Below are 14,868 nucleotides of genomic sequence, written 5' to 3'. Positions count from 1 at the left end.
GGCCATCAAGTCGGTGAATACCATGCGTTCGGACATGGGCGCCTACGTGAACCGCCTGGAGTTCGCCATCAGCAATCTGGGCAACCAGATTTACAACACGCAGGATGCGGAAAGCCGTATCCGGGACGTGGATTTCGCGAAGGAGACCACCGAGTTCACCCGCGCGCAAATCCTCACCCAGAGCGCGACCTCGATGTTGGCGCAGGCCAATCAGGTCCCGCAAGGCGTGCTCAGCCTGTTGGGCCGCTAAGCGCAGGGTAACGGCCCGGCGCGCCCGCCTCCCTAGGCGGACCGCCGGGTCCCTCTCTCCTCTCGACTCCTCCTTCCTTCCGTCCGGGGCGCCTGCCCCGGCCGGAAGGTTTTCCCGCAAACTCCCCAATCCATCGTGTCCCGGATCACATCGCAAGCTCCCGATCGCCTGCAATCCCGCCACTTCCGCAAAGGCTTCCTGCCAAGTCCTCTAAAGGCTCTTAATGGCTTTCCCCCGCTTCCCCGATGAAAGGAGCAAACGGGAGGCTTTAAGCCAATGCGTATCAACCACAATATCTCTTCGATGATCGGCCAGGGGGCGCTGGAAACCCAGCAGAACGCCCTGAGCAAATCCCTTGAAAAACTGTCCACCGGCATGCGGATCAACCGTGCTTCGGACGATGCCGCCGGCCTCTCGGTCTCCGAGTCGCTACGTAGCAAGATCCGCGGCATGGGCCGCGCCAAAAGCAACGCCGAGGACGGCATCGCGCTTTTGCAAATCGCGGACGGGGCCACGGGAGAGATGAACAACATCCTCCAACGGCTGCGGGAACTGGCGATCCAAAGTTCCACCGATACCATGACCACCACGGAGCGCGCTTATACCGATAAGGAATTCGGGCAGCTCATGAATGAAATGTCGCGGATATCCAGCTCCGCATCGTACAACGGTATGACCTTGCTGGACGGGGCGGCGGGATCCTTCGGGGTTTCCGGCGGCTCCGCTTCCGTACTGCATATCGGCGCGGGATCCAGCAATGCCGTTGATCGCATCAGCATTACCATCAATGCCATGACCCTGGGCGCATTGGGAATGAGCGCCGCCACCACCTCGGTGTCCACATCGGCCGGCGCGCTCGCGGCCCTGTCCGTGATCGATTCCGCCGTGCGTTCGGTGAACACCATGCGTTCGGACATCGGCGCCTACGTGAACCGGCTGGAGTTCGCCATCAGCAACCTGGGCAACCAGATCTATAACACGCAGGATGCGGAAAGCCGCATCCGGGACGTGGACTTCGCGCAGGAAACCACCGAATTCACCCGCGCCCAGATCCTCAGCCAGAGCGCGACGTCGATGTTGGCGCAGGCCAATCAGGTCCCGCAAGGCGTGCTCAGCCTGCTGAAAGGCTGAATAGTACGATAAGGGTCCCCGATGCGATGCCGGTCCCCAAGCGGACCGGCCTGCGCGCCTCAAGATCCCCCAATGGAAATGGGCCGGAGGCTTGCTTGGAATTTACGCCGGCCGGTATCATGGGAACGCGTCCCTGCCGCTCCTGCGGCGGGTTTCGATCGGGAAGACCTTGGAAGAAAGGATGCCCAGTAAGGATAGGGCGATTGCGGCGACTTCCCGCGATCCCGCCACGGCTATTCCCGATTGGCGACCGGGGCCGGATGGTTCGGCCGCGAATGGATCGGCCCCGGGCGCTGCGGCCCTTGCCGGCCTGCTGGCCGCCGCGCAAGAAGCCCTGCGGGAAAGCGAGGAGCGGCATCGCCGCGTGAGCGAAGAGCTCCGCCATCGCATCCGCTTCGAAGACCTCATCACTTCCATCTCCACCCACTTCATCCATCTGCCCGGCGATCGCATCGATATGGGCATCAACTACGGCCTACGCGCCTTGGCGGAATTCGCCCAGGTGGATCGCAGCTACATCTTCTTGTTCTCCCCCGATGGGTCGCGGGTGGACAATGCCTATGAATGGTGCGCGCGGGGAATCGCCCCCCAGATAAAGCGATTGCAAGGCCTGGAGGCTTCGCGCTTCCCTTGGTTCATGGAACGGATCCTCGCATTGCGCACGGTCCACGTATCCGATTTGTCGGAATTGCCCCCGGAGGCGGCAGCCGAACGCGAAGAGTTCGAACGGGAAGGCATCCGCTCGCTGGTGATCGTCCCCATGGCGCATCGCGGTTCGGTGCGCGGATACCTGGGCTTCGATTCGGTGCGAGTCCGCCAGGATTGGACCGAGGCCAATATCCAGGTGCTGCGCATGGCGGGGGAGATTTTCGTCAGCGCCCTCGAAAGAAAACGAGTGGATCACGCCTTGAGCGAAGCCAAGGCCCGCTACCTCAACATTTTCGAGAACGCGGTGGAGGGCATCTTCCAATCTACCGCGGAAGGGCGCTTCCTGGGCGCGAACCCGGCCCTGGCGCGCCTCTTGGGGTACGCCGACGCGCGCGAGATGATCGGATCGGTGCAAGACATCGGCACGGAGCTGTACGTGGATCCTTCGCGGCGCGCGGAATTCCTGCGCACGCTGGGTGAGCGCGGGCGCGTCACCGAATTCGAGTCCCAGGCCCGCCGCAAGGACGGGACCGTCATCATCATTTCCGAGAATGCCCGCGCCGTGGCCAAAGCCGACGGCAGCCTCGATTACTGCGAAGGCACGGTGATGGACGTGACCCAGCGCAAGCGCATGGAAGAACAGCTCATCCATGAATCGCTGCACGACACCCTCACGGGCCTTCCCAACCGCGTCCTGCTCCTGGAACGCCTGGGGCGCGCCATCGAACGCGCGCGCCGCAACCCCGGCGCGCCTTGCGCCGTACTGGCGTTGGATCTGGATCGTTTCAAATTCATCAACGATAGCATGGGCCACAGCCAAGGGGACCGCTTGCTGACGGCTTTCTCCCGGCGCTTGGAAGCCATCCTACCGGAAGGCACGACCCTCGCCCGCTTGGGCGGCGACGAGTTCTGCGTCCTCTTGGAGGATTTGTCGGACGTTAAGCTGGCGCCTGCCCTGGCGGATCGCGTGCTGGAGGCGCTTTCGCTTCCCTTCGATATCGAGGGACGCGAAATCTACGCGGCCGCCAGCATCGGCATCGCCTTCGCGGGGGACAGCGCGGCGGCTCCCGGCGAACTCTTGCGCGCCGCTGATACGGCCATGCATCGCGCCAAAGCCGCGGGCAAGGGGCGGTACGAAGTCTTCGACGCTTCCATGCACGCCAAAGCCGTCCGCATCATGACCTTGGAGAACAACCTGCGCAAGGCGCTGGAACGGTCGGAGTTCCGCCTGCATTACCAGCCCATCGTTTCCCTCGTGAACCGGCACCTGATGGGCTTCGAAGCGCTCATCCGTTGGCAGCATCCCGAGCTAGGCATGGTTTCGCCCGCCGATTTCATTCCCCTGGCCGAAGACACCGGGTTGATCATTTCTATCGGTCGCTGGGTGCTCTGGCAATCCCTCCGGCAATTGGCCGAATGGCAGCGCGTGTTCGCGGATGGCAAGCATCTTACGATGAGCGTGAACCTTTCTGGCAAGCAATTGCAGGATCCCGATCTGCTGCGGCAGATCCAGGGCATCCTCAAGGAGGCGGGCGTGGAGCCGGGTTCGCTCAAGCTGGAAGTCACCGAGAGCGCCATCATGGAGAATCCCGAACAGGCGGCGGCCATCCTGACGGGGCTGCGCGACATGGGCGTGCAATTGAGCCTGGACGACTTCGGTACCGGTTATTCCTCTCTCAGCTACCTGCATCGCTTCCCCTTCCACGATCTTAAGATCGATCGCTCCTTCGTTTCCAAGCTCGAAGCCGGGGACAAGGACGCGGAAATCGTGAAGGTGATCAACTCGCTGGCGAAGAACCTGGGGATGGACGTGGTGGCGGAAGGCATCGAGACCGAAGCGCAGTGGTCCCTGCTCCACGATCTGGCCTGCCGCTACGGCCAGGGCTACTACTTCTCCAAACCGTTGGAAGGATCGGCCGCGAGCAAGCTGATCGAGTCCGGCGGATTCCCGGCGCGCGGGCCGCAGATGCCGCCTATTCCGGCGCTTCCGCCGGCAGTCGGCCTCTAAGCGAAGGCTTTTGAACGGAAGGTTTCAGAACTTCCAACTAAGCGTCGGCATCGCATCCGGACCCAGGCTGATCCCGACCCGGCCAGCTTCCCACCCCGGCCGCCGATGCAGCCAGGGGAAAATCAATCCGAGCCCCGCGCCTACGGCCCCGCCCACCACGACGTCCGACAAGAAGTGCTTTCCGGCGACGACCCGCAAGGCCGCCACGCCGCCCGCCGCCGTCAACGCTCCCGTCCAAATCCAGGGATTCTCCGGTTCGCCCGGATGCCGCAGGGACCAGGTGTAGGCGAAATAGGTGGCCGATAGGAAGGCGGTGCTGGCGTGGTTCGAATAAAAGCTTCCGGAAGCCTCGCCCTTCAACCTATCCGACGAAGGCGCCGTTCGATCATACACCAACGGCCGCGGGTGGATGCGCAAGGAACGGACCCATAGATCCAGCCCCATGCCCGCGAGCTGGGCCTCGGAATAGACGACGATATCGGCGATGGCCCCGTTCCAATCCTGCCGGCCATGCAGGCTTTCCCACGCCGCCGCCGCTACGGGCGCGGCCATCAGAGGCGCTACCAAGCCGGTGCTGGCCAAGTCGGCCAGGCGCGAGCGGGCGCCCGCATCCCATCGATCGAAGACCCATAGGTCGCGGTTGCGGTTCAGATCCAAGGTGTCGACCGGATCCATCTGCTGATACTGGTATTCCCCGAAGGCCCCGATGCCGACGGCGGCGGGAACCCAGATCCAGTCCGCCTTTCCGAGTTCATAGGGGCCCGGAGGCGCCGCGGCGGCGGCCAGGGCGGAAGCGAGCGTCGCCAGGACCAAGGCGTGTACGGCGGAGCGGGCGGAAGAGCGGAGATGGCGTACTGGGGAGAGGCGGCGGGATCCAATCATGCTGACAGGGAAATCTATGTTTTCCAATGCGAAAGCGGTCTTCATGAAATTCCTGCTCCTGGACAATTACGATTCCTTCAGCCATCTCCTCTTCCAGTACCTCTGGGAAGCCGCGGGCGAGGAGCCTCTTTTCGTCCGCAATGACGAATGGACCTTGGCGCGCTTGCGCGAGGAGGCATGGGACGCGCTGGTGATCTCGCCCGGGCCCGGGCATCCCGCCGATCGGCGCGACTTCGGGATTTGCGGGGAAGCGTTACGGGCCGATCTCGGTAAACCCGTGCTGGGGATCTGTCTGGGGCTGCAAGGATTGGGCCTCGCCGCAGGCGCGTCCATCGTTCCCGCCCCGGCGCCGCGCCACGGCAAACCCTCACGCATCCAGCATAACGGCCAGGGTCTTTTCGCCGGCTTGCCTCAGGGATTTTCTGCCACCCGCTACCATTCCCTGGCCATCGATCCGGCCACGGTGGGACCGGAACTCATCGTCACGGCGACCGCGGAAGACGATGGGCAAATCATGGGGGCCCGCCTGGCCGGCCGCCCTGCCTTCGGGGTGCAATTCCATCCGGAATCGATCGGAACCGAGCATGGCAAAGCCCTGATAGCCAACTTCCGGGACCTGGCGCGGGCCTCGCTGCGGATCGAAGACGGCGTCCTTGGCGCCAATCGACCGGGCTCCGTTACATCCACGCCGGCCTCGGCCACGCCCCGTACGGCCTCCGCCAATCCCCTGTCGGCCTCCGCCGAAACTTTGCCGGCTCCTTTCGCGTCCGCCCCCATCGTCCTGGAAGCCCGGGCCCTGCCCTGGCGCGATCCCGAGGCCGCCTTCGCGCGCTGGTTCCGCCAAGCCCCGGCGGCTTTCTGGCTCGACTCCCTTTCCGAACCGGTTCCCGGCGAAGCCCGCATGACCTATATGGGATCGGGCGCCGCCTTGTTCGAAGCCAAGGGCGGGCATTGCCGGTCTTATGCTGCGGAAGGATCCGCCGACAGCCAGAGGGGCGCATCGTCGCGGACCCCGGATACGGATTCCTTCCCGGTTGCAGATCCCTTCCCGGATGCGGATCCTTTCGTTTTCCTGGAAACGGCAATGCGCGACCAGGTAGCATGCAAGTTACCGGAAGCCTTAAGCTTCCCCGGGAACTTCCGCGGCGGGCTGGTGGGCTATTTCGGTTACGGCCTGAAACGTTTCGCCGGCAGCGGAGGCCCGCTGGACGCCGTCGATGCGGACTTGCCGGACGCCCTTTTCGTCCGCCCGGATCGCATGCTGGCCTTCGATCCCGCCGGACGTAGGGCCTGGGCCTTCCTGCCCTGCGGCCCCGAAGGGCCTACGGCCGAAGCGCGCGCCTGGTTGGACCGCGTCGAAAAGGAGTGGGAATCCTTTTCGCTCCCGGACCTGGCGCTGGTTACCGATCCCGATTTCCTTCCGGCTTCTCCCGGATCCTTGGAAGGTTTCCGTCTGCCTTGGCGGCCTTCGCTTCCGCGCGAGGATTACCTGGAGCGCGTCCGCCTCCTCCAGGCGGCCATCTTGCGCGGCGAATCCTACGAGGCCTGCCTGACCAACGAATTGCGGGCCGAGTGCGCGGCCGACGCCTTCGAGGTCTACCGCTGCCTGCGCCGCATCAACCCCGCGCCCTACGCGGCCTTCCTCCGCTTCCCCGGCCATGATGTCATCTGCGCTTCCCCCGAACGTTTCCTGAAGCTCGATGCGGAGGGCCGCCTGGAATGCCGTCCCATCAAGGGCACGCGCCCGCGCGGCGTCGATCCGGCCAGCGATGCGGCCTGGCGGGACGAACTGGCTTCGCATCCCAAGGATCGATCCGAGAACCTGATGATCGTGGATCTGATGCGGAACGACTTCTCCAAGGTCTGCGCCTTGGGCACGGTGGCGGCTCCCGATCTGATGCGGGTCGAGCCCCATCCCAGCGTTTGGCAATTGGTTTCCACGGTGACCGGGCGCTTGGCCCCGGGGCGGGGGGCCCCGGGACTGGGGGCCTTGGACGCGGTGCGGGCCTGTTTCCCCGCCGGGTCCATGACGGGCGCGCCCAAGAAGCGGACCATGGAGCTCCTGGAGTCGGCGGAGGGCCGCGCGCGCGGGATCTTTTCGGGGGCCTTCGGCTACCTGGGCGGCGATGGAGCGATGGATCTGGGCATGGTCATCCGCACCCTGATCCGCGTGGGCGGGGAGTACCGCATCGGTTGCGGCGGCGCCATTTTGGCGGAATCGGATCCCGCGGCGGAGTGGGCGGAGGCCCTGCTTAAGGCGGCGGCCCCCATGCAAGCCTTGGAAATAGCCGCCTTCGGGGCCGCGGGAGGCTGGAAAACGCGATCGGGATAGGCTATGCTGGGCATACTCGCCCACTGGAAATGACTAGCTTTGCAACCCGACCAGGAAGGTTTTTCCGATGAACCAGCCTTACGGATCCCGGCCCGCCTTTCCCATAGCGCTCTTCCTCTTCGCCATGGCCATGCCCTTCGCCGCCGAAAGCGCGTCGGGGGACGGCAAGTCCGGCGATCAGAATGCGGGCGAAAAAGCTTCGGGCGTAAAGCCGAACGCGGCTACGGTGGTCCCGGCCAGCGCGGTTCCCGCTTCCGTGCCGGCGGCGGAGGCCGCCGCCGCGCGACTGGCCATTCCTCCGCGCGCCCTGCGCCTTAAGAATCCTCCTCCCGCGCCCCTCAAGCATCTTACCTATTCGTCGCGCGAGGGCTTCGCCCTGCGCATGGTGAGTAACCAGGAAGTTACGGCGGAGATCCGGAACGGCGCGGGACGCACCTTGGCCTTTACGGCGCGCAACCTGGAGGCCGGCGACTGGACCTTCCGTCCGCGCAACCTGGCGCCGGGATTCTACACCGTGTTGTTGCGCACCGGCCCCAACCTGCGGGCCCTGCACTTGAAGATAGGGGATGCCGAGCGCGGGCAGGGCGTCCCGGAATGGGTGGTCGAAAAGGCTTCCGACTCCACGCACGCGCCCGCTCCTTCCACCCCCGGGTAACATGTCCGATCTCGCCGCCCGCGATCTGCGGCACGTGTGGCATCCCTGCTCGCAGATGCGCGATTATGCCGACTTCCCGCCCCTGGAAGTGGTCGGCGCGCAAGGCAGCCGCCTGCATCTCGCCGATGGCAGCACCCTCATCGATGCCATCTCCAGCTGGTGGTGCAAATCCCTGGGCCACGGGCATCCGCGTTTGCGCGCGGCCTTGACCCGCCAGGCCGGCCGCTTCGAGCACGTCATCCTGGCCAATACCACCAACGACGTGGTGGTGCGCCTATCTGAACGCCTGGCGTCCTTGGCCCCGGGCCTCACCCGCGTGTTCTACGGCGGGGATGGATCGATGGCGGTGGAAATCGCGGCCAAGTTGGCTTTGCACGCCCGCCGCATCGCCGGCTCCGGCGGTTCGCGTTTCCTGTCGTTGGAGAACGGATATCACGGGGAGACCGCCCTGACCCTGGGGCTGAGCGATCTCGGCATCTATCGCGATGCGTACGCCGACGTGCTTCCTGCCGTTACCTTTCTGCGCGGCCTGCCTTACGTCGATTCGCAAGCGCATCCCTTGTGGAACGATTGCTCCGCCCAGTGGCCCGACTTGGAGCGCCAACTGGAGGAAAACCGGGAAGGCTTATGCGCCATCGTGGTCGAGCCCATCCTGCAAGGCGCGGGCGGGATGCGGTTCTATAGCGCCGATTTCCTGCGCCGCCTGCGCGCCTGGACGCGCGCGCGCGGCGTCTACCTGATCGCCGACGAGATCCTCACCGGTTTCGGCCGCACGGGCAGCATGCTCGCCTGCGAACATGCCGGCATCGTTCCCGATCTGGTCTGCCTTTCCAAAGGCCTCACAGCGGGATGGCTGCCCATGTCGGCGGTGCTCGTATCCGAGGAGATCTACCAGCTCTTCTATGCCGAGTACGGCACGGGCCGGGACTTCCTGCATTCGAATACCTATGCCGGCAATCCGTTGGCCGCGGCCGTGGCTTTGGAGGCGCTGGACATCTACCGCGAGGAGGATATTTGCGGCCGGGTGCGGGCCGGGCAAGGGGAATTGCGGGCGGCCATGGAGCGCGTGGCCGCGGCGACCGGGCGGTTGAACAACGTGCGTTGCCTGGGGGCGGTGGCGGCGGCGGATCTGACCGGGCCGGGGATCGGGCCGGGAAAGCGGGCGGGCTATAAGGTTTACCGCGAAGCCGTGGCCCGCGGGGCTTTGCTCAGAACCCTGGGCGATACGGTTTATTGGTTGCTCCCATTGAACGCCGAAAACGGGATTCTGCCCGAATTGGAAGCCATTACCACCGCTTCTATCCGCGCAGCCCTGGGTTGACAGAACCCTCTATCGGCACCGGCATTCCCGATCGAGGGAGCGCGTAACCCCCCGAGGTTTTTAATTTTCCAACGACCTTGCTACATTTAACCGCTCTATTCACAAGGTCCCCGGCGGGCGGAAGCATTTCTTCCCCGGGCCCGAAAGGAATCTTAGGCAATGAAGTTAGTGGTGTTCTCCGAAAACAGCAGCCTCCGCAAGCATCTGGAGGATCTCCTGACCTCCACGCCCCACAATTTCCAGACCTTCGATCTGCCCGCGGTGCTCTCGCGCGGACGCCTCGGCGCCTTCGACGGGATGCTGGTGGACCATCAGAGCTGGCAACGCTGCGTTTCCCTCCTGAAATACTTCGGCGTGCTGGAGGATATCAATCCCAAGCCCGTCATCATCTTCAGCAAGGGGAAGAAGCTGCCCCCGCTGAAGTTCCGCAATCCCAAGGCCCTCACGGCCCATTGCACCGTGCCTCCGCAGACGGAGGACTTCTACGCCGCCCTGCAGCAGATGAGCGCGGCCCTGGTCACCGCCTGATTCGGACCTGCCTGGGAACCTCGGAAAGCGGAGCGGTTGGACCGCTCCGCTTTTCTTTTTCCGGCCCGTGCGATAACGGGATCCAGGCTTTCCGGTGTCGCCATGGATAGCGCTTGGTTCCAACGCTGGTTCGGCGAAACCTACAAGCGGCTGTATCCGCATCGCGACGAACGCCAAGCCGGGGCGCAGGCGCGTTTCGTCATGCGCGCGTTACCCGTAACGCCGGAGTGGCGTATCCTCGACGTGGGCTGCGGGGCCGGCCGCCATATCGCCTGGATCCGCGAGCACGGCATCCCGCATTGCCTGGGTTTGGATCTGAGCCTCTCCCTGTTACGGGACGCGCGCGCGTCCGGGCAACCTGTCGCCTGCGCGGATATGCGCCGCATCCCCTTCCGCCCGGGCGGTTTCGATCTGGTTACCTCCTTCTTCACTTCCTTCGGGTACTTTGCTACCTTCGAGGAGGATTTGGAAGCATTGGCCCAAATGGTTTCCCTCCTCAAGCCCGGCGGCTACTTGTTCCTGGACCTGATCAATAAAGGCCATCTCCTCAAGCATCTGGTTCCCGAGGATCGCCGCCGCATGGACGGCGCCGAGGTGGTGCAGCGCCGCCGCATCGAAGGCGCGCCCGATGGCCCGGGCACCGTGGTCGTCAAGGAAATCGAAATCCGCCACCGGGAAGGGAACCCGGAGCATCATCAGGAGCGCGTCCGCCTATACGGCCGCGACGAGATGCCGGCCCTGGCCGCCCGCTTCGGGCTTTCCTTGCAAGCCTCCTACGGCGACGAGACCGGCGCCGCATACTGCGGCGACGCTTCGCCGCGCATGGCCCTGCTCTATCGGAAGGAGTGAAAGACCCGTGCGCTTGTCCCTGCGCGCCCGCCTGACCGCCGAGGATGCGGCCCAACGGGTGCTTTATGCCGCGGACCAAGGGGCGGGCACCTTGGGCGCCACCTCGCTGAGCGCGGCCATTTATCCGGGCGGCCATTTCCGATCGGAAGTGCATGTCGTCCGGCGCATGGCCTGGCTCGATTCCCGCCCGCGCCCTTCCGGCCTGCAAGAGTTCCTGCGCCACGAAAACGCATTCGCGCCCCTGGCCCCCGAGCAACGCGCCAACCTGGAGGCCGCCGCATCGCCCGCCGCCGTCTTCATGCTCACCGGCCAGCAACCGGGCCTTTTGGGCGGGCCCATCCTCTGGTATTACAAGGCCCTCACCTGCGCGGCCCTGGCGCGCGCCTGGGCCCGGCGCCTGAACCGTCCGGTCATCCCCATCTTCTGGGTGGCCGGCGACGATTCCGATCTGGCGGAATGCAACCGTGTGGAGTTGTTGGAAAACGAAGCCGCGTCCTTGCGCGGCGATCTGCGCCTGGATTTCCCGGATGCCGTCCGCCCACTGGCGATGGGGGAGCGCCGCGTCGATCCGGAGGCCCTGGCGGCCCTGTTGAAACGGCTCGCGCCGATCTGGGGGCCGGATACGACCGAGACCTTGGGCCGCGCCTATCCGGTGCCGAGCACCTTGGCCTCGGGCTTCATGCGTTTGGCCCATGCCCATCTCGGCCGCGAAGGCATCTTGTTCGTGGACGGATATTCCAAGCACCTGCGCGCCCGCGCCCGGCCCGTATTGCAACAGGCCGTGGACGGATGGGAAGCATGGCAAGCCGCCCTGGCGCGCGGAACCGCCGCCGCCGCCGCCGCCGGCATCCCCATCCAGGTGGAAGCGCGCCCCAATGCCGTGCATGCCTTCGTGCTCAAAGGGGGCGAGCGCCATCGCCTCCTCGCCGATCGCACCGGCGCGGAAGAACGCATTTACCTCCAGGATAAACCCAACGAGGATGCGCGCGCGGCCCTGGCTTCGCTGGAACTCAGCCACGACGTCTTCAGCCGCCCGCTGGCGGCGGAGTCGCTTTTCCCCGTGCTCGGCCACGTGCTGGGCCCGGCCGAACTCCGCTACTTCGCCCAGCTTTCGCCGCTCTTTCTGGAAGCCACCGGCGACATGCCGCTCCTCCATCCGCGCATGACCGCGGCGGTGGCGCCCGCATCCGCTTGGGAAGCTTTCACAGCCGAAGGGCAAGAACTCTCCGAAGCGCTTCGCTACGGGCCCTCTGCTTTGCGCGCGCGCCTCGCCGATCGCGCCTGGCGCGCGCATCCGGCCCACGCGGCCCTGGGTTCCGCCACCGCAGATCGCTGGCTGGACGGAGTGCGCAAGATCCATGACCGCAACTTCAAGGACGAAGGCCCGTTGGCCCGCCTGGAGCGCACGGTAGCGACCGCCTGGAAGCGCTACCAGCACAACCTGGAAAAAGCGGTCTACGCCGCCACGGCCCGCGCCCACGAGCCACTGTTCGGGCACTTGCGATGGCTGGGCAATGGCCTGGGGCAGGATCGGCATCTGGGTCTGGGCTCGCTGCTGCATGTTCTCGGGCGGGACGGATTCCATGCCTTGCACGGCGAACTGGATCCCTTGGCGACGGAATTGCAATTAGTGGAATACGAAGGACGGTAAGCGATGGCGATGGGAAAAAGCAAACCGGTGCGCTCCGCGGCCGCCCAGCCCTCTGCGGCACGGGCCCCCGCGGCCCGGCCAGGGGACGGCGTCGACTTCATGGCCTTGGGCGCGCATCCCGACGACGTGGAACTCGGATGTGGAGGAACCATCCTTAAACTGACCGCCCTCGGGCGCAAAGGCGTCATCGTCGATCTCACCGATGCTTCCATGGGCACGCGCGGGACGCCGGAGATCCGGGCGCGGGAAGCGGCGGCGGCGGCGAAGGTCCTCGGGGTCGCGCGCGTCAACCTAGGGCTTCCCGACGGACGCCTCGCGGACGGTTGGGACGCGCAGAAGCGCGTCATCGATGCCATCCGGACTTGGAAGCCCAAGATCCTCATCACCCATCATGCCAGCGAGGAACATCCCGATCACGAGGCGGCGGCGCGCATCGTAAAGCAGGCGGCCTTCAAGGCGGGGTTGGCGAAGCTGGACGTCGCGGGCGAGCCGCATCGGCCCGGGCGCCTTTTCCATTTCATCGGGATGGAAGCGCATGCCCCGTCCTTCTGCGTGGACATCACCGCCCAATGGCAGGCCAAGCTCAAAGCCGTGCTCTGCTATGCCAGCCAGTTCCATAATCCGGATGCGAAACGGTTCCAAGGCAAAACCGATCTCGCCACGCCCGCCTTCCTGGATTTCCTGGAGGCGCGCAATCGCTTCTGGGGCACGCGAATCAAGCGGCGTTATGCCGAAGCCTTCACCTGCGCCGAGCTCCCCGAGGTTGAGGACCTGACCACTTTGGGCGCGGCAAGGTTCCCATGAAGATCGGCATTACCTGTTATCCCACCTATGGCGGCAGCGGCGTGCTGGCCTCGGAGCTTGGCAAGTTCCTGGCGAAGCGCGGCCATGAAGTCCATTTCGTCACCTCGACCATCCCTTACCGCCTGCAACGGGATTTCCAGGAACGCATCTATTTCCATACGGTGGATATGGATCCGTACCCGGTCTTCGAGCACCCGCCCTACGACTTGGCCCTGGCCGCCAAGATGAAGGACGTGTTCGTTTCCGAAGGGCTGGACGTGCTGCACGTGCACTACGCCATCCCGCACGCCATCAGCGCCTATCTGGCGGCGCAATTGGCCAAGCCTCAGCAGCTGCCCATCGTGACCACTTTACATGGTACTGACATCACCTTGGTGGGGCAGGAGCGCAGCTTTTTCGACATCACCCGTTTCGGCATCGAAGAAAGCACGGCGGTCACGGCCGTATCCGACTACCTGAAAGAGGAGACCGAGCGCGTTTTCTCCCCCAGCCGGCCCGTGCAACGCGTGCATAACTTCGTCGACCTGTCCCTCTTCCGCCATCATGCCTTCGGTTGCCACCGCTCCAATTTCGCGACCGCCGATCAGGTCGTCTACATCCACGTCTCCAACTTCCGCCCGGTCAAGCGCATCCCCGACGTGATCAAGATCTTCGCCCGGGTACGCGAAGAGGTGGACGCCGTGCTGATCCTGGTTGGGGAAGGGCCCACGCTGCGCGAGGCGAAAGAGCTGGCGGCCCAACTCGGCGTGCAGAAACACGTACGTTACCTGGGCAAGCAGCTCGACATCGTGAGCATCCTGGGCTGCTCGGACGTTCTGCTGTTCCCTTCCGAGGTGGAAAGCTTCGGCCTGGCCCCCCTGGAGGCGATGGCCTGCGAACTGCCCGTGGTCGCGACCCGCACCGGGGGCATTCCCGAAGTGGTCGAGCATTTGGTGAGCGGTTTCCTGGCGCCGGTGGGAGACGTGGAAACGATGGCCTCCCATGCGGTAGAGCTAGGGCGCTCGAAGGAGTTGCGCGTGGCGATGGGGAAGGCGGGGCGGAAGGCGGCGGAGGCGCGGTTCAGTCCGGATCTGATCATTCCGCAGTACGAGGCGATCTACCGGAAGGCCGCCGGACTCTAGAAGCGGATAACTGAGGGCCACCGGGCGCTATCCCGGCCCAGATTCAAAAAAAATGGTCAGGAGGGATGGGTTGGGTCCGCCCAAGGGTGGAACTAATGTCATTTTTATAAGAAGAAGGGCCGTTGACGGAGCTCTGGTCTTAACTTACTTCTTTGTACCTAGATCGAATTCTCAAAATTCTTTATACGCGGAACCAAAAATGAATGCATCTCGGACTCGATCCTATTGGGAGCGAGCTGTTCTACTTCTCATTGTTTTTTTGAGTGGTAGTAAGGCCCTGGCTTTGGACAAAAAAACCATTCTCAAAAAGTTGAGAGCCTCCCAAGTTATTAAGGAATCCTACTCAGCCAAGATCCATTCCAAAATGATGATGGAGAACCGTGTCGTCAACGACTCGGGGCGTTTGGAGGTATTGGCCCCGAATTGCCAAAAAATGATATGGTCAAGTGTCACCCAAAGCACTTGCGGAGATACGACTTGGATTCGTTCTCCGAATGGAGATGTCAGTCGCTCAATTGGTTCAAATGCAGCCGCGATGCCGGGCTTAGGGGGCCAAATAATGGGATTACTGCCACTGCCTGGCCAAACCAACCCCTCTGGTGCATCTGCATCCGATACCTCGGGTGAGATGGCCATCCTACCTGCAACGGACAGCGGAACCGTCAAACTGAGACTAGGAGATCCGAAT

General features: G+C 64.3%; 12 protein-coding genes. 11 read left to right on the top strand and 1 reads right to left on the bottom strand.

The window, feature by feature from the left end; genetic code table 11:
- The 3 genes from JF616_22525 to JF616_22515 form a co-directional block, all read left to right on the top strand.
- On the top strand, nt 1-250 hold a 250-nt coding region (locus tag JF616_22525; GenBank protein ID MBW8890538.1), incomplete at its 5' end, for a flagellin.
- Nucleotides 251-526: 276 nt separating this feature from the next.
- Nucleotides 527-1,381, top strand: coding sequence for a flagellin (locus tag JF616_22520; GenBank protein ID MBW8890537.1), 855 nt, complete (start codon nt 527-529; stop codon nt 1,379-1,381).
- Nucleotides 1,382-1,562: 181 nt separating this feature from the next.
- Nucleotides 1,563-4,037, top strand: coding sequence for an EAL domain-containing protein (locus tag JF616_22515; GenBank protein ID MBW8890536.1), 2,475 nt, complete (start codon nt 1,563-1,565; stop codon nt 4,035-4,037).
- A 24-nt stretch (nt 4,038-4,061) separates the two neighbouring features.
- Here JF616_22515 and JF616_22510 read toward each other — a convergent pair whose 3' ends face one another.
- A complete protein-coding gene (locus tag JF616_22510; GenBank protein MBW8890535.1) occupies nt 4,062-4,964 on the bottom strand; it encodes a phosphatase PAP2 family protein in 903 nt (300 codons plus the stop codon).
- Between JF616_22510 and JF616_22505 the strand changes: the two genes are divergently transcribed.
- From JF616_22505 to bshA, 8 genes are all read left to right on the top strand, one after another.
- Nucleotides 4,963-7,251 (top strand): chorismate-binding protein, encoded by a 2,289-nt coding sequence (locus tag JF616_22505; protein MBW8890534.1) that lies wholly within the window; start codon nt 4,963-4,965, stop codon nt 7,249-7,251. The two genes, JF616_22510 and JF616_22505, sit on opposite strands and share 2 nt — an antisense overlap.
- Nucleotides 7,252-7,318: 67 nt before the next feature.
- Entirely contained in the window at nt 7,319-7,906 is a 588-nt protein-coding gene (locus JF616_22500) for a hypothetical protein (GenBank protein ID MBW8890533.1), read from the top strand.
- A gap of 1 nt (nt 7,907) precedes the next feature.
- The gene (bioA, locus tag JF616_22495; GenBank protein ID MBW8890532.1) at nt 7,908-9,227 is read left to right on the top strand and encodes an adenosylmethionine--8-amino-7-oxononanoate transaminase; all 1,320 of its coding nucleotides are present in this window, start codon (nt 7,908-7,910) and stop codon (nt 9,225-9,227) included.
- Nucleotides 9,228-9,386: 159 nt separating this feature from the next.
- The gene (locus tag JF616_22490) at nt 9,387-9,755 is read left to right on the top strand and encodes a hypothetical protein (GenBank protein MBW8890531.1); all 369 of its coding nucleotides are present in this window, start codon (nt 9,387-9,389) and stop codon (nt 9,753-9,755) included.
- A gap of 102 nt (nt 9,756-9,857) precedes the next feature.
- Nucleotides 9,858-10,604: a class I SAM-dependent methyltransferase gene (locus JF616_22485; protein MBW8890530.1), complete on the top strand. Its 747-nt coding sequence runs from the start codon at nt 9,858-9,860 to the stop codon at nt 10,602-10,604.
- 7 nt (nt 10,605-10,611) lie between these two features.
- Nucleotides 10,612-12,255, top strand: a complete 1,644-nt coding sequence (bshC, locus tag JF616_22480) for a bacillithiol biosynthesis BshC (GenBank protein MBW8890529.1) — start codon at nt 10,612-10,614, stop codon at nt 12,253-12,255.
- Between the two features lie 9 nt (nt 12,256-12,264).
- Entirely contained in the window at nt 12,265-13,059 is a 795-nt protein-coding gene (gene bshB1 / locus JF616_22475; GenBank protein MBW8890528.1) for a bacillithiol biosynthesis deacetylase BshB1, read from the top strand.
- The gene (gene bshA / locus JF616_22470; GenBank protein ID MBW8890527.1) at nt 13,056-14,180 is read left to right on the top strand and encodes an N-acetyl-alpha-D-glucosaminyl L-malate synthase BshA; all 1,125 of its coding nucleotides are present in this window, start codon (nt 13,056-13,058) and stop codon (nt 14,178-14,180) included. Before bshB1 ends, bshA begins: the two co-directional genes overlap by 4 nt.
- Nucleotides 14,181-14,868 lie beyond the last annotated feature (688 nt).

The sequence above is a fragment of the Fibrobacterota bacterium genome (assembly GCA_019509785.1).
Lineage (GTDB): Bacteria > Fibrobacterota > Fibrobacteria > UBA11236 > UBA11236 > Chersky-265.
The sequence above is the reverse complement of the archived record's forward strand: the minus strand, read 5'-3'. Positions and strand labels throughout refer to the sequence as shown.

Bases quoted from the DNA above. Each gene is read 5' to 3' on its own strand.
- JF616_22520 (MBW8890537.1), top strand. From the start codon at position 527: ATGCGTATCAACCACAATATCTCTTCGATGATCGGCCAGGGGGCGCTG.
- JF616_22515 (MBW8890536.1), top strand. From the start codon at position 1,563: ATGCCCAGTAAGGATAGGGCGATTGCGGCGACTTCCCGCGATCCCGCC.
- JF616_22505 (MBW8890534.1), top strand. From the start codon at position 4,963: ATGAAATTCCTGCTCCTGGACAATTACGATTCCTTCAGCCATCTCCTC.
- JF616_22510 (MBW8890535.1), bottom strand. From the start codon at position 4,964: ATGAAGACCGCTTTCGCATTGGAAAACATAGATTTCCCTGTCAGCATG.
- JF616_22500 (MBW8890533.1), top strand. From the start codon at position 7,319: ATGAACCAGCCTTACGGATCCCGGCCCGCCTTTCCCATAGCGCTCTTC.
- bioA (MBW8890532.1), top strand. From the start codon at position 7,908: ATGTCCGATCTCGCCGCCCGCGATCTGCGGCACGTGTGGCATCCCTGC.
- JF616_22490 (MBW8890531.1), top strand. From the start codon at position 9,387: ATGAAGTTAGTGGTGTTCTCCGAAAACAGCAGCCTCCGCAAGCATCTG.
- JF616_22485 (MBW8890530.1), top strand. From the start codon at position 9,858: ATGGATAGCGCTTGGTTCCAACGCTGGTTCGGCGAAACCTACAAGCGG.
- bshB1 (MBW8890528.1), top strand. From the start codon at position 12,265: ATGGGAAAAAGCAAACCGGTGCGCTCCGCGGCCGCCCAGCCCTCTGCG.
- bshA (MBW8890527.1), top strand. From the start codon at position 13,056: ATGAAGATCGGCATTACCTGTTATCCCACCTATGGCGGCAGCGGCGTG.